Below are 19,867 nucleotides of genomic sequence, written 5' to 3' on the forward strand. Positions count from 1 at the left end.
GGTTGGCAGACATCTTACATTATAGTCTATCACGATTCATTTGTTCTGTTTTCTAAAGATGCCCGTAAATCAATACGCTGAAACCTTTCAACAAAATTATGTTTCGTATTATAGAGGTTAATTTCTATGAAGAAAATCGAAAAAAGGTAAATTTAAGTGATGTGATCAAAATACAGCGCTGACTGCTTGTTTTTTAAACACTTTGTTGCGCAATAGAATATTGCAAGCTGAATTAATTATTTTGTAGGGGAGGTAAGATGAATAAATTTAAGAAAATAGAGAAAGAGAAATGGTGCGTCCAAGTGGACTCGAACCACCGACCCCCACCATGTCAAGGTGGTGCTCTAACCAACTGAGCTATGGACGCACTGTATTGAGATGTTGCCGAAAAATAAATGGTGCGTCCAAGTGGACTCGAACCACCGACCCCCACCATGTCAAGGTGGTGCTCTAACCAACTGAGCTATGGACGCATTATCTATTGGGTGACAACGGGGACGAATATTAACGAGATGATTCGATTCTGGCAAGAGGAAAAACACAAATTTATATTCAACTGCTCGTATTTAAAGCTATTTGTTGATATTTGTGTCATTCCCTTGCCTAAATAACCGTTTCTCTTTAACGCTCTGAGCGTAATAACACCACTTCATCAGATTGGCGTTGGATCCACCAAATACGGGAACCCATCATAATTGCTGAGGCAGTTAAACCTAGAATAAAGCCAATCCAGAAACCAGCAGGTCCCATGGCTTCAACAAAGTAATTAGTACGTCCTAATATATAACCAGAAGGTAATCCAATTACCCAGTAGGCAATAAAGGTGATAAAGAAGATAGAGCGGGTATCTTTATAACCTCGTAATACACCGGAGCCAATAACTTGCACAGAATCTGATAACTGATAAAGCGCAGCGAATAACATAAGATGAGAAGCTAATGTCACCACTTCAATATTATCGTTATACATTAATGCAATTTTTTCTCTGAAGATGATAGAGAAAATCGCAGTACAACTTGCCAACATTAGCCCAACAACAAGTGCTGTAATGGCTGAAGTACGGGCTTGTGCTGTGGAGCGTTGCCCTAAGTTATGACCAACACGGATTGTTGCCGCTATTCCCAATGATAGCGGGAACATAAACATCAGGGAGCTAAAGTTAAGTGCAATCTGATGACTCGCAACCGCGGTAACGCCTAAAGGTGAAACTAATAATGCCACAACGGCAAAGAGTGTTACTTCAAAAAATAAGGCTAAACCAACGGGTAATCCTAAAAATGTAATACGTTTTATCGTGTGAAAATCAGGGCTGACTAAACGTTTTTCTGGCATAACATCACGTTGTGTTGGCGCTCTACGCACGTAATAACGCATCATTAAGAACATTGCCCAGAAAACAGAGGCTGTTGCAACACCACAACCAATACCCCCTAATTGCGGCGCGCCAAATTTACCGTAAATAAAGGCGTAGTTAACAGGGATATTAATTAATAAGCCAACAAAACCAATTATCATGCCGGGTTTGGTTTTAGATAAACCCTCACATTGGCTTCTCAGTACCTGATAATAAAGGCAGCCTGGTGCACCCCACATAATGGCGTGAATAAATCCAATGGCTTTTTCGGCTAATTCTGGCTCGATATCATGTTGCGCTTCAATAATAAAACGGCTGTTATAAAGAATAGCAATGACCATGATTGATAAGAAAGTGGCGAGCCAAAAACCTTGCTGTGTACGATTAGCAATGTGTTTTCGTTGTCCTGAACCATTTAATTGTGCAACGATTGGAGTTAATGCCATTAATATGCCTTGGCCTAATAAAATCGTTGGTAACCAAATAGACGTACCTACTGCCACTGCCGACATTTCTGTGGCATTTACAGCACCCGCCATGACAGTATCAACCACACCCATTGCTGTCTGGGAAAATTGCGCGATGATAACGGGGATACCGAGAGCAAGTAAGCTACGCGCTTCTTTTATGTACTTCTGCACGCATACACCTTTATTTATTATAAGAAAACGAAAGGAAAGGAAGGGAACAAACGTCGTATTGTTAACATGACGTAAAGAGATCCTCAAGACCGCTTATTCTAATGATAAAAGTTTAATTAGCAACGAAAGAAGTTTAGCTTTTCAAACACAGGATTTTGATAAGTTATTAGGTGTTTTTACGTTATATTTAACGGCAATAATCGATAAGGAATAAATGCGATAATTGTTCCTTTGTATTAATACGAGCTATGTTATCCTTAATAGCATAAACCTAAAGTGAGTTTACCAGTTTATCGTTCCAAGGAGATGTAAGATGTTTACAGGTATTGTTCAGGGAAAAGGGCGGGTTATTGCTATCGAAGATAAAGGCGATTTTCGTACCCATATCATTGAATTACCCAACGAGTTAGTCGGCAATTTAGAAACAGGCGCTTCTGTTGCAAATAATGGTTGCTGTTTAACGGTCACTAAAATTGAAGGCACACATATTAGCTTTGATTTAGTGAAAGAGACATTACGTTTAACTAACCTTGGTGAATTAAAAGTTGGCTCTGAAGTCAATATTGAACGAGCAGCTAAGTATGGTGATGAAATTGGTGGTCATGTGATGTCTGGTCATATTGTCACAACCGCTGAAGTTGCCAAAATTATTACATCAGAAAATAATTTACAAATTTGGTTTCGCATCTTCGATAAAGCATTAATGAAGTATATTTTACACAAAGGTTTTATTGGTATTGATGGAATAAGCCTAACTGTGGGCGATGTGGTTAATAACCGTTTTTGTGTTCATTTAATTCCAGAAACTCGTGACAGAACAACATTAGGTCGTAAGCGCCTTGGTGATAAAGTCAATATTGAGCTTGATCCTCAAACTCAAGCGATTGTCGATACAGTAGAGCGCGTTATGGCACAACAAGCACAGCAACAAGCTTTATTCGCAGCGCAACAAATTGAAAATGAAGAACAAGCTTCACATAATTAATCATTAATGTTGTTGCTCTGAAAAGAAAATTAAAGAAAAAGCCAGTTTATTAATCAAACTGGCTTTTCTCTTTTTATAAAAAATAATTAACGAGGGATCTGTAAACCGCCAATATGCCCTTTAGGGCTTAGTACTATTTGCCATAACTGAATATCTCTGGCACGAAATGCGCCAGCACAGGCATTAAGATAATAGCTAAACATACGTTTAAAACGCGGTGTATAATTGGGTTCAATATCTGGCCAACAATCTAAGAAACGCTGATACCATGCCATTAATGTTTTATCGTAATCAGCACCAAAGTTATGCCAATCTTCCATCACAAATTTATTGTCCATGGCATGAGCAATTTTTTGAATAGACGGTAAACATCCATTAGGAAAGATATATTTGCTTATCCAGCTATCTACATTCACCTTATCGCGGTTAGAACCAATGGTGTGTAATAGAAACAGACCATCTTCTTTTAAATTACGACGAACGACATCAAAATAAGTGGCATAATTTTTAGGGCCAACGTGTTCGAACATACCCACTGAAACTATACGATCAAATTTTTCATGTAAATCACGATAGTCTTCTAAGATTATATTAACATCAAGCCCTTGGCATCGAGCTTGTGCCAGCTTCTGTTGTTCAACAGAAATGGTGACACCCGTAACAGATACGCCAAAGTGTTTGGCTGCGTAGCCTGCAAGCCCCCCCCAGCCACAGCCAATATCTAATAAGGTCATACCTGGTTTTAAATCTAATTTTCGGCAAATTAAATCTAATTTATGTTCTTGAGCCTGAGCTAAATTGTCTGCATTTTTCCAGTAGCCACAGGAATATTGCATATTAGGATCAAGCATGGCAGTAAATAGATCATTACCCAGATCGTAATGTTCTTTACCTACCATCCATGCGCGTTTTTGTGTTTGCAGATTAAAAAGGCGGGCTGCCGCAATCTTGAAAATGTCACGTAGGTTTTGTGGAAGCTTATTTTCAAGACCTGCACGTAAAACTTTATGAAAGAATATATCCAGTCGTTCACAATCCCACCAACCATCCATATAACTTTCGCCGAGACCTAATGAGCCTTGCTGTAATACTCTTTTATAAAAATTCTGATTATGAACCTGAATATCATAAGGTTCTGAACCATTAATTCGAATATCTGTGTGAGCTAACAGTTCTATTACGATCTTTTCATAAGGATCGTTGGAGGTCTTTCGGCCTTCTTCTACACAAGATGTACTCATATACTCTCCGCGTAAACTAAGCGGGTTTTGAGACATAAAGCTAAGAAAGGATGTGTACAGATTGATAGTATTAAAATGGTATTGTGTTCAGTATGAATTGAACGAATAAAATTAATAAGACAACTAATCTGACATAATCAGCAAATAATTTGTTTAATGTCTCAAAATCCGAAAGAAAAATAAACAAAACGCTATACAGCGTATAGGTAAGTATAGAGACGTAAATTATTTTTCTCTAGAAAAGAAAAAGACCATTTTTTATAAAATGGCCTTTTTAAGATGATTCTTAAAATAAAGGAGGGGATTATTCTGCGGTTTGAACCGTGTGTTTGATAACAGATTTATTGCGCTGAATAAAGTAGCCAACTGCCATTGGGATTGCTGTTAATGCCATAATTGCAGTGGTGTTAATCAGAGGTTGTTGACTGATAAAGGCAGACACAATAAAACTTGCTAAGCTACAAAGACCCAGTTGAAGTGCATTTTGTAACGCAGCTGCTTTACCACTAATTTCAGGATAAGCGGATAAAGCATTAGATACTGCGATTGGATAAGATGCACCATTCATTGCAGCCATAATACAGAACGGAATTAAAATAGTTGTTAATGTTGGCTCAGTAAATTTAGCAACAAGGTATAACGCAGTCATACTGACAGCATAACCGATTAACAACAGTGGAAGCAGTGTTTTACCTGTCATTTTTGACAGTAAGATACGACAACCATAACCACCCACCATAAATGCAATAGTTTGTGGAATATAACTTAAACCGATATCCTGTGGCGAGTAACCCATCTTTTCAAGAATGATTGGTGAGCCAGCTAACCAAGCAAAGAAACCCGCGCTACAAGAAGCGTAAACTAATACGTTACCTGTGTAGAGAGGGGATTTGAGTAAAGTTATAAATGAAGCGGTAGATTGGTTTGCATCTGTGACTGATTTTTGTTTAATGTTTTTTAGCATTAATGTCGGTAACATTAGAACTAATGTTACTGCCATTAACAGCATGAAAATCATACGCCAGCCGCCGTGATTTAATAATGATGCACCAATTAAAGGTGCAAGTGCTGGTGATAATGCAACCAGTGGCATAATTAAAGCAAAAACGTGCTGAGCGCGAGATTCATCAAAACGGTCGATGACAAGAGCTTGCCAAATAACAGCAGCAGAGCAGACACCGAAAGCTTGTAGGAAGCGCATAGCAAGTAAGCCAGTTGCACTCTCAACCCACAGCATACCAAGACAGCCTAAAGAGAAAAGGCTTAAACCAATAAGTAGAATAGGTTTACGACCTACTTTGTCAGAAAGTGGTCCCCAAAGTAATTGGGCAACAGCAAAGCCAAATAAAAAGATACTTAAGCTATTACTAATAGCACCTTCGCTGATAGAGAGTTCACGCTGCATCATACCGAATGCAGGTAAGTACATATCAATAGCTAAGTAACCTAGCATACTCAAACCCGCTAGGTACACCATAAAGCTCATAGGTGTTTTTGATTGTGTGGACGTTTTAGAATTCATTTTATTTTCTATGCTATGTGATGTAGAACATTTTATATATTGTAACTAAGACTTATTTTACTTGTGAAACGGGAATATTTGGTTAATGCTGTGAAAAATTTTCAAAGGAATAAACTCTATGTGGTCAGAATACTCTTTAGAAGTTGTTGATGCAGTTGCAAGAACAGGAAGTTTTAGCTCCGCTGCTCAAGAATTGCACAGAGTGCCATCCGCCGTTAGTTACACAGTTCGGCAATTAGAGGAATGGCTTGCCGTTCCTTTGTTTGAGCGCCGTCACCGTGATGTAGAATTAACCGATGCAGGTAAAATTTTCATCAAAGAAGCACGATCTGTTATCAAAAAAATGAATGACACTCGGCATCTTTGTCAACAAGTTTCTAATGGGTGGCGCGGTCAATTTAGTATAGCAGTTGATGGCATTGTTAAACCTGAAAGAACACAACAACTTATTCTCGATTTCTACCGCCATTTTCCTGATATTGAGCTGTATGTCTACCCTGAAGTGTTTAATGGCGTATGGGACTCTTTAGTTAATGGTCGTGTTGATTTAGCAATTGGTGCAACAAGAGCCTCACCAATTGGTGAACGTTATAGTTTTAGAGATATGGGATTTATGCCTTGGCGCTGCGTTTGCCATGTTGATCACCCTTTAGCGAAAGCACAACATCCATTAACGGATGATGAGATGCGCCCTTATCCTAGTTTATGTTTAGAAGATACCTCACGCAGTTTACCAAAGCGTGACACTTGGGCGCTCAATAATCAGCGTAGAATGGTTGTCCCGACATGGGATATGGGGCTTGAATGCTTGTTAGCGGGATTATGCGTAGGAATGGTGCCTTGGCACCGCGCTGAGCCTTTAATTGAACAAGGTAAGCTGGTTACTTTACAACTAGCACAACCATTGCCAGACAGCCCATGCTGCCTGACGTGGGTAGATAAAAGTGAATCACCCGCTTTGACATGGTTGCTAGATTATCTTGGAGATAGCCAAACCTTAAATGAGGAATGGCTTCGCTAGAAATCAGATAGCTGAATAAATCTGAATTAACGACGGTAGTCAATAAAAGGACCGTCAGCAACTGAACGGCGCTCAACTAATCGTGGATGAACTTCGATTGTTTGGGCGTCTTCGCGTTTATTGACGATGCGATCAAGCAACATTGATAATGCCATTTGACCTAAACGTTCTTTTGGCTGGTGGACGGTCGTTAGTGCGGGTGTAAAATAACGTGCATTACGAATATTGTCGTAACCCACAATAGAAATATCGAAAGGAACGCGCAGACCAAGTTCATCCGCAGCACAAATTGCGCCCATCGCCATCACATCACCACCACAAAAAACAGCAGTAGGGCGATGTTTTTGATTTAGCATTTGGTACATGGCTTTATAACCCGACTCTGGCTCAAAGTCGCCTTGTACAATCCACTCATCTTTTACTGTGATTTTTGCTTCTTCCATGGCTTTTAAGAAACCTTGTAAGCGACCACCACCAGTATTACGTTCTAATGGACCAGGAATAATACCAATATCACGATGACCACGCTCAATAAGGTAACGACCTGCAATATAACCACCATGGAAAGCATTATCGATAATGGTATCTGTAAAGTCACCACGCGCTTTGCCCCAATCCATGACAACCATTGGAATATTACGATAGCCCTCTAAAAGTGTAAGAAGGTGATCGGGATATTCAGAACACATGACTAACAATCCATCAACACGTTTTTGTGCCAGCATCGCTAAATAGGCTTTTTGTTTATCAAGGTTATTATGTGAATTACATAAAATCAGTGTGTAGCCTTTGCTATAACAACTATTTTCAACCGCTTCAATCACTTCAGCAAAGTAAGGAGCCTCACTGGACGTGGCTAACAGGCCAATAGATTTGGTGTGATTGACTTTTAAACTACGCGCAACGGCACTAGGCGAATAATTTAATTCTTTTATAGCGGCCCAAACTGCTGCCCGTGTGTTCTCAGCAACAAAACGTGTTTTGTTGATCACATGAGAAACAGTCGTGGTTGATACGCCTGCGCGTTTTGCCACGTCTTTTATTGTTGCCATGGTGTGGAAAACTCCTGACCTTCATTGGTCTCTTTTATCTAATTTTATGGTTTAACTGCCAGTATAGTCATACATAGGGCAAACACTGGCAATAATTTAGCGATTAGCTGTGAATTTTGTATGATCTAGCTCAAAAGTGAAAGTATTAATCAATGTTATAAATTGTGCACTGGTCGCTATTTTAGCAAATATTGATATGTAATAATAATTAACCATGACAATGTTATGGTTAAAAATGTGTATTATAATCATTTTGAGGGAGAAATAGATGGATACGGATCTGAAATTTGGTTTGAGTACAGCAGTAGCAGCGCTTGTTATGATCGTTTTATTTTCGACTATGTTGTTCTAATCACCGCTTTATAAAATATCCGATCAATTTAAATAATAGATTATCGAATATCTGAATATAACAAAGGGCTGAAGGCCCTTTGTTATTTTGTCACCAAAAATGAATCTCAATCACTCACCTTTGATTATCACGCTCTATTAAGCAAGGTTAGCTTCAACAAATGACCAGTTAACTAATGCCCAGAACTCTTCTAAATATTTAACGCGCGCATTACGGTAGTCGATGTAGTATGCATGTTCCCATACGTCTACTGTTAACAGTGGTTTGTCTGCGCCTGAAACTGGCGTTGCAGCATTAGACGTATTAACAATTGCAACTGAACCGTCGGCTTTTTTAACTAACCAAGTCCAACCTGAACCGAAGTTTTTAGCTGCCGCATCATTAAATTGCTTTTTGAACTCTTCAAAAGAGCCAAATGCTTTGTTGATAGCATCAGCAATTTTACCTGTTGGTGCGCCGCCTGCGTTTGGTGCTAAGCAGTTCCAGTAGAAAGTGTGGTTCCATACTTGAGCAGCATTATTAAAGATACCACCATCAGTAGATTTGATGATTTCTTCTAAGGATTTGCTTTCTAAATCAGTACCTTTAACCAGATTATTTAAATTGGTTACATAGGTTTGGTGGTGTTTGCCGTAGTGATATTCTAAAGTTTCTTTAGAGATGTGTGGCTCAAGAGCATCTAACGCATAAGGTAATTTTGGTAATTCGAAAGACATTGCGTACTCCTTTAAACTATCTATTTCGGGTTTTGTGCCTAAAATCATTCCATCAAAATCATTTGAATTGATAGAATGAGGCAAATGAATCACTAAGTTGTTACTATTTTGCTAATTATTTTAACAAAAATCTGTTGAAATAACAGCTAAATATCTTTTATCTATAGATATAAGCCATATAGATTAATTATACTCATAAGAGTATATCCCTCAGAGTTACTCGTAAAGCAGTAAAATATTGACTGTGATCAGAGTCGGTATCTTCTAATTGTATATTTTCTGCTTACTCCATTATTAGTGTATACATCATTTTCACGACCACTAAGAATAAGAATAGTGCAAATATTTGGCGAACTCTTGGAATAGGCAGGCGATAAGCAACTTTTACGCCGACAGGGGCGAAGAGAATGCTGGTAATGCTTATGCCAATAAAGGCAGGCAAATAGATAAAACCGAAGTAATAGTCATCAATATTTGTTTGATTCCAACCATAGATAATACCCATAATTGTGCCTACGGAAGCGATGATGACACCAATCATTGATGAGGTTGCAATGCATTTGCGAGTATTAAATCCCCAATGACTTAAAAGAGGAATGGTGATAGTACCACCAGCAATACCGATAAAGCTGGATATAAAGCCAATTAATGCGCCACCACTGGTTAACGCTGGTTTTGAAACGATAGGATCTTTCACGTTTTCTATACGTTCAGCTTCTTTCTTTTTAGTTAATAATCCATAGATGGTATATACCATGAAAATACAGAACACGATTTGCAATATCGTATTTGACATTTTTTGTACCAGAAATGTCCCAACAAGCATACCAATGAGAGTACCGATGGATAATAAAGGAAATTGTTGCCATAAAATGGCTTTATGTTTGTTATGAGAATACGCTGAAGATGCTGTGGAAAATATAATGACAGAAAATGAAGTAGATAAGGCAATTTTCATCACCATATCTGTTGGAATAGCTTGTTGACTCACAACATACATAACCACCGGAACAATGATTGCACCGCCTCCGATGCCAAGTAGCCCAGCAAAAAAACCAGTAATACAGCCCACTAAAAGAAACAGCAAAATCATGTCCATAGTTAGTACTCATTAGGATTTATAACAAACTCATTTATATACATTATATTCTTTTAAAAAAGTAGCGTTTTATCTTAATGTAAAGGTTATGAAATTTAATATATTGATTTTGATATAAAAGTTACTCTTCCTTTTCTTTTTACTTTTTTAATTTAAAAGGATATAAAGCTAAATAGAATTCAAATAAAGAAACATATTAAATATTTTATAATAATTTATATTTTTAAATCGCATGCTAAAAATAACAACGTTCATTTTAATTTAAGAAATTTGTTGCTATTTCATTTAATAATAAAGCCAGTGCTTCATATACTTTAAAACCTAGTGAAGAAGAAAATGTTCTTAAAATTAAGAAAGGACAAACTGCAAAAATAAAAGGTGAAATAAGCGATATTACTGCTGCACTGGGTTGCTTGATCCTTTTAGAAAACGGATTGTGTTGGTGATAAGAGGCGAAATAATAAGATAAAATGTACTCATAAACATCTGTAACGTATTGATTTATTTTTATACTTTCTTGTGTGTTTTCTCATCAATAATCTTATGGTTTAACACCAGCTTATTGTTTTATATCGAGAATTAAACTTATATAGAGGTTTCTAATATAAAGTGGTATTCTTCTTCCATGTTTTCCCCTATAAAGCATATCGAATATAAAAGGCTGTAAGGACTTACAAATGACGACTATTGAAAAAATTGAACGCCAGATCAATGAAAACCCAATTATTTTATACATGAAAGGTTCACCAAAATTACCAAGTTGTGGTTTTTCTGCTCAGGCAGTTCAAGCTATCTCTGCTTGTGGTGAGCGTTTTGCGTATGTTGATATCTTGCAAAACCCAGATATTCGTGCAGAACTACCAAAATATGCACACTGGCCAACCTTCCCACAATTATGGGTAGGTGGTGAATTAGTCGGTGGATGTGACATTATTTTAGAAATGTATCAGCGCGGTGAATTACAGAAGTTATTAAAAGAGACTGCTGATAAATATCGTGGTGAAGAAGAAGCACAGTAATTCATTTTTATTGTTTCAGTATTGAAACGCATAAAAATAATGAGATTTACAATAAAAAAGCCAGTTCAATTTTTGAACTGGCTTTTTTCTGTTATTCATACTTTTTCTGCGATTCATAAATGTATCAGCGAAATCATGGCTTCAAGGTGTAGGCAATGGCCATCCACCAAGCTTTTTCCAACGATTAACTAATTCACAAAAAAGTAATGATGTACGATTAGTATCGTATAACGCACCATGCGCTAATTTACTATCAAAGGGAATGCCAGCAGTGATGCAGGCTTTAGCCAAAATAGTCTGTCCTAATACCAATCCACTTAAAGCTGCTGTATCAAAGGTGGCAAAAGGGTGAAAAGGATTACGTTTTAACCCAGCACGTTCAGCAGCAGCCATTACAAAGCTGTGATCAAAATTTGCATTATGAGCGACAATAATAGCTCGATTACAATCTGCATCCTTCATCCCTTTACGTACCATTTTAAAAATAGCATGTAAGGCTTCATATTCACTGACTGCGCCACGTAAAGGATTAGTTGGATCAATACCTGTAAATTCTAAGGCTGCCGGCTCTAAATTAGCCCCTTCAAAGGGATCAACATGAAAATGTAATGTGTTATCAGGTTTTAGCCAACCTTGCTCATCCATTTTTAGTGTAATAGCGGCGATTTCAAGTAAACCGTCTGTTTTCGCATTAAATCCACCTGTTTCAACATCAATGACAACAGGGTAGTAACCCCGAAAACGGTTACAAAGCTTATTGGGATTATTTATATCAGGCATTAAGTTGTACTTATCCGATAAAAATAGAATATCGGAAATTGATAATCAGTAAGGCCAGAAAGATACACATGTTATCTTTCTGGTTTTAATAAAAATTAGTTACCTAGAGCGTGACTGGCACTTTTGTTTTCAATTAGCTCGATTTTATATCCATCAGGATCTTCAACAAAAGCAATAATTGTGGAGCCACCTTTTACTGGACCCGCATCACGGGTAACATTACCGCCAGCTTGGCGAATGGCTTCACAGGTTGCGGCAACATCATCAACACCTAATGCCACATGCCCAAAAGCGGTTCCCATTTCGTAGCTGTTTACACCCCAGTTATAGGTTAATTCGATAACCGCACCGGTGCTTTCATCACCATAACCAACAAAAGCTAACGAGTATTTATATTCCTCATTCTCGCTAGTGCGTAGAAGTTGCATACCTAAAACCTTGGTATAAAAGTCGATGGAACGTTGTAAATCGCCCACACGGATCATGGTATGAAGTACTCGCATATAAACCTCTTGTGTTTTTTTAATGATTAAACCCTACAGTTAAACTGATGGCGGAGTACTATAACGCGTTAAAGCCCTAAAGTTCAATTTTACTACGCCTTTAACAGTTCAATAAATCATGTTGTGCAGATAATATCTCTATTAACTATACTCTATTGTAACAAACAATAGGGAGGGAAAATCAAATGCAAGAACAATTAGAATTTTTTGATATTCCTAGCCCTTGTATTGGGCGCTGTGAAATGAATGCGCAAGGATATTGTGTTGGGTGCTATCGTAGCCGCCAAGAGCGATTTAATTGGTCAACAATGAATCAACAAGAGAAAAGAAATATATTACGACTTTGTCAGCAACGTTATTTAAGAACATTAAAAAAATTGGGTTCCTCAATTGAAAAAGAGAATGAACAACTCAATTTATTTTAAATTTTCCACTTATTTTTTAATGTTAAAATAATAATTAACTATATTCTTAATTCATTATTGTTATTTATTGTAGTTGTGTGGTTTATTATTTTTTCTTTATTAATATAAAATTGTAACTTTAAAGTATTCTCGCTCTGTTTTATTTGCAATTAATTGATAAGAAGAGTGTTTTTCTTGATTTTTGTGTTGAGTTTAAAATAATAATAATTATTATGTAAAAAAATATAGATTAGTTTTTATAACAAGGTTATTCTTTATGAACTTTCGTTGCTAGAAAGAAAAGCTTTAATTATATCTGGAAAATAATTACTTATCTAATAAATGGGGTTATAACTATATTAGTTATTAAAGGTAATGTTTTAATTAAAAAGAATAGGTAATAATTGTATTAAAAATGAATATCTAAACTTTGTAATAAGTTGACTGAAAATGCTAATTAAGGAGAGATAAGTGGAATCAACATTAGGAGCTGATTTAGCGCGTTTAGTTCGATTATGGCGTGCTTTAATTGATCATCGTCTCAAGCCATTAAAATTAACCCAAACCCACTGGGTTACTTTGTACAATATCAGCCAATTACCTCCAGAGCAGTCACAAATCCAATTGGCAAAAGCAATAGGAATAGAGCAGCCATCTTTAGTGAGAACCTTAGATCAACTGGAAGAAAAAAAACTGATTTGTCGGCATACATGTGCAAATGATCGTAGAGCAAAACGTATAAAATTAACAAAAGAATCTGAGCCTTTTATTAATGAGGTTTATACTGTTATAGAATAAGTTTATATATTTACATGTCATCATGGATATTCATTCATGTTATTAAATACCTTATAGAATCAATGCATTATATAATTTAATTCATTTTTATATCTATTTTATTCATAAGTTATCATATAATGCAATTACAGTGTCACTAAAATTATGTACATTTTAGTGTACATAATTTCGTAGTAAAGGGATTGGTAAAGAGGAAGATATTGCAATGTCTATTACGGATTCATATTTGAGAACTGTAACTGGTAAACCTCAAGAAAAAGTGGTTACAAAAGCGGATAGAGATGGGCTATCTGTACGCATTAGCCCAAAGGGTAAAGTGGTTTTCCAGTACAGATATCGATGGAATGGTAATGCAGAAAGAATGGATATTGGCACTTATCCGGCCACAAGCTTAAAAGAAGCAAGGGATTTAGCATTATTCTATAAAGGGGAGTTAGAGCAATATAGAAACCCAAAAGTTGTAAAGAGGATAAAAAAGCAAAATGCCATTGATGCTCACACTATAGAATCTTTGATTAGATTATGGTACGAAAAATCTTTAAAAGAAAAACAGGTAAGTGCAGATCTAATTATACGTTCATTTGAGCTTCATTTATTTCCTAAAATAGGGCATTTGCCTCATGATGAAACTAACATTCAGATATGGTTATCAGTAATTGAAGATCTAGTTAATGAGACACCTTCAATAGCACAAAGAATATTACGTTATTCCAAAGCAGCCCATAAATGGGGAATAAGAAGAGGACTCATTAAAGTCGAGCCTTTGCAGAGTATGAGCGGGAAAGATATTGAAACTAAAACGGCTTCTAAAGAGCATATTTTAACTAGTGAAGAGTTAATAGTGTTATTTAAGGTTATAGAAAACCCTAGCTATAATAAGAGAAATGAAATTCTCATTAAACTTTCATTATTATTTGGTTCTAGAATAGGCGAGTTACTCAGTGCTGAAATAATAGATTTTGATTTTAATAAAAAGATCTGGGTTATTCCTGCAAGTAAACATAAAACGGGTTTTATGTCTGGAAAACCTATAATCAGACCAATAATACCTCAAGCCGAAAAGCTAATAAGAGAGGCGTTCGAGATCAGCCCATCAGATAGTTATTTATTTTCTGTTGCGTCAGGTAATAGGATTGTTGAATCAGGACATAACTCAATAGTTCAGCTGACTAATAAAAAAATGTCACGTTATTTCACAAAGTATACCACTTGGTCTATGCATGACTTACGTAAAACAATGAGAACAGGGATGTCTGAATTAACACAGCCACATATTGCTGAAATAATGTTAGGACATAAATTACCGGGAATATGGCAGGTGTACGATAAGCACACCTACCTAGAAGAACAACGTGAAGCTTATGAGAAGTGGTGGGATAAAGTGACTAAAATCGTTTACCATTCTCCCAGTCAATAATATCTTTCATTCTGAACTGTAGTTCTTTCAATCGGTGGCTAGGCTTTGGGAAGCCTTCCTTAGCTTGCTTCCCATCACTAACCCATACACGTAATGTGTGTGGTTTTATTCCGATCCTTTTAGCGAGTTCCTTTGTTCCGATAAAAGTAGGATTAGTTTTTTTAGCTGGTTCTTTGTTTAGCGGTTTCTCTTGGTAACTCACTGAATAATTGATCTTTATAGGAACAATACTATTTTGTCCATAAAACATATTTTTCTCTCCACACTGTCCGTACACAGTTTTAATAGATATTAGTTAATGCGGTGAGCAATTGATTATTTAGTTATAATATTTTTTATTAATATTACTTCTTGTGATAGTTCATTTAATGAACTATCTATTCTATTATATATTTTTCCCCTCTCTTTTTTCTCTCTTTTTTCTCTTTCTTCCCTCAGTTTTTTCTTTCTTTGTACTTCCCGTTTTTTTATTTTATTTTGATTTATATAGTAAAAAAATGTATTAACAAAAAATAGAAATGAGAAAAACATAGTGATCTCAAAATAATAAATTTTAAAAAAATCACTTACTATATTATTAGTTCCTTTATAAATTAACACCCCAGATATGACTATTATTGCTAGAGTTAATGCCCTTAAAATCACTTGAGATACGTAGTTAGTACGCCATATTGAAATATAATATATCAACATAGATGCGAGAAATATTGATAGGTTTATTATATCCACTTTATCAGAATACATAGCGTATATAATGAAAGTTGATATAAATAAAGCAAGCATAGTATCTATGAATTTATTGAATAATATAAATGTTTTGTTAATCATATGTGATCCCAGAATAAATGTTAGCTATTATAGATGGTTGGATAGTGTATATTATCAAATGTTAATAATATTGCTCTTCTTTTTAAATTCAACAACTCATACACATGTTTTATTTTAATATTAGCGGATCGCCACCAATAAGATGGCGATTAATTAATAATTAAGCTGAAAATTTGCCAATGAATGTTTCGATTTCACTTTCATCGAATTCATCACAAAGCAGATTGCGAAACTCTTGAGCAATTTGTTCTTCAAGGTTTTCAAGTTGAACAATACGGAGCACTAAAGTAGGAACATCACCGCCAGTAAGCACGCTATAACGCAATTTAATGCTACGTTCTTTTAACTCGTCATACGGAGTGCATGTAAACTGGAATGCAGTAGGCATAACATCTTTGCTCCTTGCTTCAACATTTTCTAATACTGAACGTTTGGCACTAAAATCGTGATCTTCATGTTCGGCAGAGCGTGTTGATTCAATCGTAATACGGCGAACAGCAGAAATAGCTTGTTTGATATCTAAAACATTACCTTCTGCATCGAACGCCATTAAATAATCACGCCAGTCTTCTAACCATTCCGCTAATTCTTTTTGACGATGTTTAACACCATCAATTTTTAATAGTGCTGCGAATGGGGCAGTTTGTTTTAATTTCACAAGAGCCGTATTATCAGCATGACCAGGCTCACCAATTGTGCCAATATTGAAAATAGTTTTGGCGCTCATTTCATCGGCATCAATAAAGCAGCTAACACCTTCATCAATTGCATTTTTGATTGAGTATTTAATAAAATCACTGATGCTGGTTGTTTTCATTTCACCACGAAAACGGAAGCGACCTTCTTGTAAGTTTTCTAAACTACTTACTTTAAAGTCATTTGGAAGAACAATGGCGGGGCAAAGAGATTTCTCTATTGCTTCGAGAGTTAATGAAGCCACTGCCATATTTTTAATTTGCGAAATAGCATTACCGTCTAATTGAGACATGAATAAACTCCTACTTATTTAAAAGCATTAAATTAAATGGATAGGTTTAATTAAAAATAAGGAAACTAATTAACGGATTTTAATTTCCCGTCGGGCTGACCCTGCAAAGAAAATAATTGACCTTGGTCTTCTTGCATAATTGTCAACTTACCACCTTTACCCACGTACATTGGTGTTTTGGTGGTGTCTTCTTCAGCCCGTTTTCCGCGTGGTGTTGGTGCAGAGAATTTAAGTTTATGAGTTATTTCAACTCGTTTTTCTTCCATTGAATTACTAAGGCGAGCAATATCTAATTCAATAGTGACTTTGCCTTTTCCACCATTATTTAAAACGCCTAAAGCCACGTCATTTAAAACAGCAGAGACTTTATTTTCAAAAACGCCAGCGTCCAATTCGGAAAGAAAGTCGGGAACATTTGTCTTACGATCTTCTTGGCTCATTTCTATAACCTCACGTTATCACTTCACACAATAAGAAAGGGCACTAGCGAGTTGACATAATCCTGATAAGACATTTCACAAATAATGCCAGTACCCTTGCTTATTGAGTTAGTTTTAGTGATTGGTGGTTAACACCGAGCCGCTATACTCGCTTATTTCCTGAACGCTCTGTTTTTTGTATTGGCTACCCTAATTGTAGCTCAGTCGATTTATCAGGTCTTATCACATTACCAGCGTTGCATCTCGCATGAGAACGCTAACCACCAATCCTAAAACTAACTCTATAAAAATGGCTGACTGAGCAGAACATTATCACCACACCCCCGTTAATGGTTTAAGACTCAGCCAGCCATTGTTTCTCTTCACTCGTTCTCTTCACACATAAAAATCATTTACTTTGGGTCTGAATAGCACTTTTGATTCTGTACTCGTCTATTTCATCATCCAGTTTTGATAAGTCAGCCACCAGCTCCCCACGTTTAGCATAAAGCTCAAGCAGATGATCAACAGAAGATAATTTATCTTTCATCCAAGCAACGATATCTTCATCAGTGAAATTTGCTGGCGGTATAATTACTGGCTCAGTTGTCATAGCTGCTCTCTTCACACAGTTTATTTCGCTTTAGAAATAGAATGCAACTAAAAGTAGACATTGTCAACAACTAAAAGTAGAAATTAAGGGCGTAAAAAAACCAACTTTTAGTTGGTTTTAATATTTATGCGAATTGTTTAAATGACATTGGTAGGCTTCTTATAAGCTTTCCATGAAAATAAACTTCATGTATTTCATGATCATCAATAAAAAATGGAGGGTAAAAATCATTATCTGATATTACAGCTAACTTTCTGCCTTTAACGCGTTGCAATCGTTTGATAAAGGTAGAATCTTCAAAGTTAAAGATATAAATACCATCACCATTGAACTGATTTATTTTTGTATCTATAAAAAGTAAATCTTTAGGGTTCAGTGTTGGAGTCATACTATCGCCATCAACATTGATGATCATCACGCCATCTAGATTCCTGCGGCCAAACAGCTCATAAACACGCTCTTGAGGTATTTCTATTGATCTAACCACTTCTGGGAATGGATTATTAACATAACCATTTCCTGCTGATGCAAAGGCTTCAATTTGCCTAACTATTGCTGTGTCTTTATTAAATTCAGCTTGTATACCGACACCATAATCAAGATATGCGGGGGTTGAAAAAACGGTTTTAGCAACTAATTCCATCTTATCATCTCTAGGTTTGGCTGTGCCTAATGTATATCGACGTGCCATTTCATAAGACACGCCAACTCGTTCGGACAGTTGCCGAATATCTACATTAACCTCTTCCATTCGCTGTGTTAGTCGTTTAGCGAAACTATCATATTTGTTATTTTCTACCATAAGTAGAATTCTATCCACCAATCCTGTCATTGTCATTTCTATTTTAAGTTGTTTTATTTGTCTACTTTAAGTAGTATTAATGTATTACTTAAGGAGAGGCATTTATGCACCAAGAAAATTATACAGAAAAAGCAATTAGAACAATTGGAGTGCCATCTGCGGTATCTCGAATGTTTGGCTTTAATTCCCCTCAGTCAGTTTTTAACTGGATTAAAAATAACAAAGTACCAGCAGAGCGAGTGATCCAATTATGTGAGTTAGGTGGTTGGGTTGTATCACCTCATCAATTGCGCCCAGATCTCTATCCAAATAAAACCGATGGTCTGCCAAAACAATAGCAAAACCGTTTAAAGCAGTTAACTACAAGAATTTATCAATGGTGGTAGGAAATGAGTAACCAATCAATAAAACAGGTAGTGAAAGAAATGTGCGACGAAGTACAAGGCGGGCGTGAAGCAATGGCGGGTGCTTTGGGTATGTCGTTAACTTCATTCAACAACAAGTTGTATGAAAAAAACGGCTGTCGTTCATTTGATTTAAACGAACTGTTAGCCATGCAAGATATTTCTAAAACTGTTCTGTTTGCTGAATTCATTGCTCGTGAGTCTGGAATGTTGCTGGTGGAGCGTATTAAGCCTGACGAGATAGATGAACCTGAGTTATTTCGTCTACACAACAAAGTCGGTTCAAAACAAGGTGAATTGGCAATTTTTTTAGAAAAAAGCTTAGAAGATGGCGTTGTTGATAGTGAAGAAGAAAAACAACTTAACGTAATGCTAGATCGCGTAATAGCAAGCGGTCGTGCATTTGTTAATGCATTTATCTCATTACATCGGAAGAAAAAATAATGATGGGCTTTAGAAAGGGTGAAGCCAAAGGTGTACGGCCTCTGGCTTCGGTTTGCAAATTTCAATTGTGTGAAGAGAAATTAGCATGAGTAGATTAGCGCATTTAATACCTAAAAAGCAATTCCGTTGTTTACCTGTCTCGGGTAGTCAGTCATTTCGCTATGTAGAAATCATAGCGTCTGACGAACAACCAAACAACTACCAACAAAAAACAGGTTTGGTAGATAGACAGTCGCTTAAAAAGGCATGGGCTGATTTTTATTTTTCAAGTGGAGAGCGGGGCAATGAACAATGAGAACCCAAATCAACTTGATCGCTACTACAAAAATCACAGGGGTATCGTTGTTCATGTTGTTCGTTATGACAGAGAAAAACAGCGTGTCATTTTTATGCTCGATGGTTGTGATGATCCGCAATGTGAACCCTTGCAACGATTTAAAGAGAAATACACCAGAGTTAAGTGAG

The 19,867-nt window shown here is 36.4% G+C and carries 24 protein-coding genes, 2 tRNA genes and 1 pseudogene; 11 read left to right on the forward strand and 16 right to left on the reverse strand.

All coding sequences use genetic code 11. The features are described from left to right. Positions 1 to 290: 290 nt before the first annotated feature. The 3 genes from QQS39_RS07945 to QQS39_RS07955 form a co-directional block, all read right to left on the reverse strand. A tRNA-Val gene (locus QQS39_RS07945) sits at positions 291 to 367 on the reverse strand. Between the two features lie 29 nt (positions 368 to 396). Further along, positions 397 to 473, reverse strand: a tRNA-Val gene (locus QQS39_RS07950). Positions 474 to 621: 148 nt separating this feature from the next. Then, complete coding sequence (locus tag QQS39_RS07955) at positions 622 to 1,995, reverse strand: MATE family efflux transporter (protein ID WP_151434974.1); 1,374 nt, start codon at positions 1,993 to 1,995, stop codon at positions 622 to 624. A gap of 313 nt (positions 1,996 to 2,308) precedes the next feature. On the opposite strand from QQS39_RS07955, the gene QQS39_RS07960 reads away from it, so the two are divergent. Continuing rightward, positions 2,309 to 2,980, forward strand: a complete 672-nt coding sequence (locus tag QQS39_RS07960) for a riboflavin synthase subunit alpha (protein ID WP_151434975.1) — start codon at positions 2,309 to 2,311, stop codon at positions 2,978 to 2,980. 86 nt (positions 2,981 to 3,066) lie between these two features. Here QQS39_RS07960 and cfa read toward each other — a convergent pair whose 3' ends face one another. Continuing rightward, complete coding sequence (gene cfa / locus QQS39_RS07965; RefSeq protein ID WP_151434976.1) at positions 3,067 to 4,221, reverse strand: cyclopropane fatty acyl phospholipid synthase; 1,155 nt, start codon at positions 4,219 to 4,221, stop codon at positions 3,067 to 3,069. Between the two features lie 304 nt (positions 4,222 to 4,525). Continuing rightward, positions 4,526 to 5,743 (reverse strand): purine nucleoside transporter PunC, encoded by a 1,218-nt coding sequence (gene punC / locus QQS39_RS07970; protein ID WP_285805697.1) that lies wholly within the window; start codon positions 5,741 to 5,743, stop codon positions 4,526 to 4,528. A gap of 118 nt (positions 5,744 to 5,861) precedes the next feature. Here punC and punR point away from each other — a divergent pair, with 118 nt between their 5' ends. Continuing rightward, positions 5,862 to 6,764, forward strand: coding sequence for a DNA-binding transcriptional activator PunR (punR, locus tag QQS39_RS07975; protein ID WP_088495752.1), 903 nt, complete (start codon positions 5,862 to 5,864; stop codon positions 6,762 to 6,764). Between the two features lie 26 nt (positions 6,765 to 6,790). Here the strand turns inward: punR and purR are convergent, their stop codons facing one another. Next, complete coding sequence (gene purR / locus QQS39_RS07980; RefSeq protein ID WP_023582340.1) at positions 6,791 to 7,816, reverse strand: HTH-type transcriptional repressor PurR; 1,026 nt, start codon at positions 7,814 to 7,816, stop codon at positions 6,791 to 6,793. A gap of 268 nt (positions 7,817 to 8,084) precedes the next feature. On the opposite strand from purR, the gene cydH reads away from it, so the two are divergent. Beyond that, positions 8,085 to 8,168, forward strand: a complete 84-nt coding sequence (gene cydH, locus QQS39_RS18720) for a cytochrome bd-I oxidase subunit CydH (protein ID WP_103004765.1) — start codon at positions 8,085 to 8,087, stop codon at positions 8,166 to 8,168. A 137-nt stretch (positions 8,169 to 8,305) separates the two neighbouring features. Here cydH and sodB read toward each other — a convergent pair whose 3' ends face one another. Together sodB and QQS39_RS07990 are read right to left on the reverse strand one after the other, a co-directional pair. Next, the gene (sodB, locus tag QQS39_RS07985; RefSeq protein WP_072062546.1) at positions 8,306 to 8,884 is read right to left on the reverse strand and encodes a superoxide dismutase [Fe]; all 579 of its coding nucleotides are present in this window, start codon (positions 8,882 to 8,884) and stop codon (positions 8,306 to 8,308) included. Between the two features lie 283 nt (positions 8,885 to 9,167). After that, a complete protein-coding gene (locus QQS39_RS07990; protein ID WP_151434978.1) occupies positions 9,168 to 9,983 on the reverse strand; it encodes a sulfite exporter TauE/SafE family protein in 816 nt (271 codons plus the stop codon). 677 nt (positions 9,984 to 10,660) lie between these two features. On the opposite strand from QQS39_RS07990, the gene QQS39_RS07995 reads away from it, so the two are divergent. Then, positions 10,661 to 11,002: a Grx4 family monothiol glutaredoxin gene (locus QQS39_RS07995; protein ID WP_151434979.1), complete on the forward strand. Its 342-nt coding sequence runs from the start codon at positions 10,661 to 10,663 to the stop codon at positions 11,000 to 11,002. A gap of 141 nt (positions 11,003 to 11,143) precedes the next feature. Here the strand turns inward: QQS39_RS07995 and rnt are convergent, their stop codons facing one another. Then, on the reverse strand, positions 11,144 to 11,782 hold the full coding sequence (rnt, locus tag QQS39_RS08000) for a ribonuclease T (protein ID WP_069369299.1): 639 nt from the start codon (positions 11,780 to 11,782) through the stop codon (positions 11,144 to 11,146). Positions 11,783 to 11,877: 95 nt separating this feature from the next. After that, complete coding sequence (gloA, locus tag QQS39_RS08005; RefSeq protein WP_036937247.1) at positions 11,878 to 12,285, reverse strand: lactoylglutathione lyase; 408 nt, start codon at positions 12,283 to 12,285, stop codon at positions 11,878 to 11,880. 185 nt (positions 12,286 to 12,470) lie between these two features. On the opposite strand from gloA, the gene QQS39_RS08010 reads away from it, so the two are divergent. The 3 genes and pseudogenes from QQS39_RS08010 to QQS39_RS08020 all read left to right on the forward strand — a co-directional run bounded on the left by QQS39_RS08010 (position 12,471) and on the right by QQS39_RS08020 (position 14,904). Beyond that, on the forward strand, positions 12,471 to 12,710 hold the full coding sequence (locus tag QQS39_RS08010) for a DUF1289 domain-containing protein (RefSeq protein WP_151434980.1): 240 nt from the start codon (positions 12,471 to 12,473) through the stop codon (positions 12,708 to 12,710). A 450-nt stretch (positions 12,711 to 13,160) separates the two neighbouring features. Continuing rightward, positions 13,161 to 13,481, forward strand: a pseudogene (gene slyA / locus QQS39_RS08015) (transcriptional regulator SlyA); the annotation flags it as partial. A 211-nt stretch (positions 13,482 to 13,692) separates the two neighbouring features. After that, positions 13,693 to 14,904, forward strand: a complete 1,212-nt coding sequence (locus tag QQS39_RS08020; RefSeq protein ID WP_285805698.1) for a tyrosine-type recombinase/integrase — start codon at positions 13,693 to 13,695, stop codon at positions 14,902 to 14,904. On the opposite strand, the gene QQS39_RS08025 is transcribed toward QQS39_RS08020, so the two are convergent. From QQS39_RS08025 to QQS39_RS08050, 6 genes are all read right to left on the reverse strand, one after another. Further along, positions 14,873 to 15,154, reverse strand: a complete 282-nt coding sequence (locus tag QQS39_RS08025; RefSeq protein ID WP_285805699.1) for a MerR family transcriptional regulator — start codon at positions 15,152 to 15,154, stop codon at positions 14,873 to 14,875. The two genes, QQS39_RS08020 and QQS39_RS08025, sit on opposite strands and share 32 nt — an antisense overlap. A 65-nt stretch (positions 15,155 to 15,219) precedes the next feature. After that, positions 15,220 to 15,732 carry a hypothetical protein gene (locus QQS39_RS08030; protein ID WP_285805700.1) on the reverse strand — a complete coding sequence of 171 codons (513 nt, stop codon included), beginning with the start codon at positions 15,730 to 15,732 and terminating at the stop codon, positions 15,220 to 15,222. A gap of 160 nt (positions 15,733 to 15,892) precedes the next feature. Beyond that, complete coding sequence (locus tag QQS39_RS08035; RefSeq protein WP_285805701.1) at positions 15,893 to 16,720, reverse strand: YfdQ family protein; 828 nt, start codon at positions 16,718 to 16,720, stop codon at positions 15,893 to 15,895. 65 nt (positions 16,721 to 16,785) lie between these two features. Next, positions 16,786 to 17,160 carry a YfdP family phage-associated protein gene (locus tag QQS39_RS08040; protein ID WP_006533955.1) on the reverse strand — a complete coding sequence of 125 codons (375 nt, stop codon included), beginning with the start codon at positions 17,158 to 17,160 and terminating at the stop codon, positions 16,786 to 16,788. 388 nt (positions 17,161 to 17,548) lie between these two features. Next, positions 17,549 to 17,752 (reverse strand): hypothetical protein, encoded by a 204-nt coding sequence (locus QQS39_RS08045; RefSeq protein ID WP_161770162.1) that lies wholly within the window; start codon positions 17,750 to 17,752, stop codon positions 17,549 to 17,551. Positions 17,753 to 17,876: 124 nt separating this feature from the next. Further along, entirely contained in the window at positions 17,877 to 18,584 is a 708-nt protein-coding gene (locus QQS39_RS08050; protein ID WP_285805702.1) for a LexA family transcriptional regulator, read from the reverse strand. 74 nt (positions 18,585 to 18,658) lie between these two features. Here QQS39_RS08050 and QQS39_RS08055 point away from each other — a divergent pair, with 74 nt between their 5' ends. The 4 genes from QQS39_RS08055 to QQS39_RS08070 all read left to right on the forward strand — a co-directional run bounded on the left by QQS39_RS08055 (position 18,659) and on the right by QQS39_RS08070 (position 19,866). Beyond that, positions 18,659 to 18,892 (forward strand): transcriptional regulator, encoded by a 234-nt coding sequence (locus QQS39_RS08055; RefSeq protein ID WP_006533952.1) that lies wholly within the window; start codon positions 18,659 to 18,661, stop codon positions 18,890 to 18,892. Between the two features lie 51 nt (positions 18,893 to 18,943). Then, complete coding sequence (locus tag QQS39_RS08060) at positions 18,944 to 19,402, forward strand: YmfL family putative regulatory protein (RefSeq protein ID WP_196571122.1); 459 nt, start codon at positions 18,944 to 18,946, stop codon at positions 19,400 to 19,402. 85 nt (positions 19,403 to 19,487) lie between these two features. After that, the gene (locus QQS39_RS08065; RefSeq protein WP_164526113.1) at positions 19,488 to 19,697 is read left to right on the forward strand and encodes a hypothetical protein; all 210 of its coding nucleotides are present in this window, start codon (positions 19,488 to 19,490) and stop codon (positions 19,695 to 19,697) included. Beyond that, on the forward strand, positions 19,687 to 19,866 hold the full coding sequence (locus tag QQS39_RS08070; protein ID WP_099660103.1) for a DUF4222 domain-containing protein: 180 nt from the start codon (positions 19,687 to 19,689) through the stop codon (positions 19,864 to 19,866). Before QQS39_RS08065 ends, QQS39_RS08070 begins: the two co-directional genes overlap by 11 nt. Position 19,867 lies beyond the last annotated feature (1 nt).

Source organism: Proteus appendicitidis (assembly GCF_030271835.1).
Lineage (GTDB): Bacteria > Pseudomonadota > Gammaproteobacteria > Enterobacterales > Enterobacteriaceae > Proteus > Proteus appendicitidis.

Bases quoted from the DNA above. Each gene is read 5' to 3' on its own strand.
- QQS39_RS07960 (WP_151434975.1), top strand. From the start codon at position 2,309: ATGTTTACAGGTATTGTTCAGGGAAAAGGGCGGGTTATTGCTATCGAA.
- cfa (WP_151434976.1), bottom strand. From the start codon at position 4,221: ATGAGTACATCTTGTGTAGAAGAAGGCCGAAAGACCTCCAACGATCCT.
- punC (WP_285805697.1), bottom strand. From the start codon at position 5,743: ATGAATTCTAAAACGTCCACACAATCAAAAACACCTATGAGCTTTATG.
- punR (WP_088495752.1), top strand. From the start codon at position 5,862: ATGTGGTCAGAATACTCTTTAGAAGTTGTTGATGCAGTTGCAAGAACA.
- purR (WP_023582340.1), bottom strand. From the start codon at position 7,816: ATGGCAACAATAAAAGACGTGGCAAAACGCGCAGGCGTATCAACCACG.
- cydH (WP_103004765.1), top strand. From the start codon at position 8,085: ATGGATACGGATCTGAAATTTGGTTTGAGTACAGCAGTAGCAGCGCTT.
- sodB (WP_072062546.1), bottom strand. From the start codon at position 8,884: ATGTCTTTCGAATTACCAAAATTACCTTATGCGTTAGATGCTCTTGAG.
- QQS39_RS07990 (WP_151434978.1), bottom strand. From the start codon at position 9,983: ATGGACATGATTTTGCTGTTTCTTTTAGTGGGCTGTATTACTGGTTTT.
- QQS39_RS07995 (WP_151434979.1), top strand. From the start codon at position 10,661: ATGACGACTATTGAAAAAATTGAACGCCAGATCAATGAAAACCCAATT.
- rnt (WP_069369299.1), bottom strand. From the start codon at position 11,782: ATGCCTGATATAAATAATCCCAATAAGCTTTGTAACCGTTTTCGGGGT.
- gloA (WP_036937247.1), bottom strand. From the start codon at position 12,285: ATGCGAGTACTTCATACCATGATCCGTGTGGGCGATTTACAACGTTCC.
- QQS39_RS08010 (WP_151434980.1), top strand. From the start codon at position 12,471: ATGCAAGAACAATTAGAATTTTTTGATATTCCTAGCCCTTGTATTGGG.
- QQS39_RS08020 (WP_285805698.1), top strand. From the start codon at position 13,693: ATGTCTATTACGGATTCATATTTGAGAACTGTAACTGGTAAACCTCAA.
- QQS39_RS08025 (WP_285805699.1), bottom strand. From the start codon at position 15,154: ATGTTTTATGGACAAAATAGTATTGTTCCTATAAAGATCAATTATTCA.
- QQS39_RS08030 (WP_285805700.1), bottom strand. From the start codon at position 15,732: ATGATTAACAAAACATTTATATTATTCAATAAATTCATAGATACTATG.
- QQS39_RS08035 (WP_285805701.1), bottom strand. From the start codon at position 16,720: ATGTCTCAATTAGACGGTAATGCTATTTCGCAAATTAAAAATATGGCA.
- QQS39_RS08040 (WP_006533955.1), bottom strand. From the start codon at position 17,160: ATGAGCCAAGAAGATCGTAAGACAAATGTTCCCGACTTTCTTTCCGAA.
- QQS39_RS08045 (WP_161770162.1), bottom strand. From the start codon at position 17,752: ATGACAACTGAGCCAGTAATTATACCGCCAGCAAATTTCACTGATGAA.
- QQS39_RS08050 (WP_285805702.1), bottom strand. From the start codon at position 18,584: ATGACAGGATTGGTGGATAGAATTCTACTTATGGTAGAAAATAACAAA.
- QQS39_RS08055 (WP_006533952.1), top strand. From the start codon at position 18,659: ATGCACCAAGAAAATTATACAGAAAAAGCAATTAGAACAATTGGAGTG.
- QQS39_RS08060 (WP_196571122.1), top strand. From the start codon at position 18,944: ATGAGTAACCAATCAATAAAACAGGTAGTGAAAGAAATGTGCGACGAA.
- QQS39_RS08065 (WP_164526113.1), top strand. From the start codon at position 19,488: ATGAGTAGATTAGCGCATTTAATACCTAAAAAGCAATTCCGTTGTTTA.
- QQS39_RS08070 (WP_099660103.1), top strand. From the start codon at position 19,687: ATGAACAATGAGAACCCAAATCAACTTGATCGCTACTACAAAAATCAC.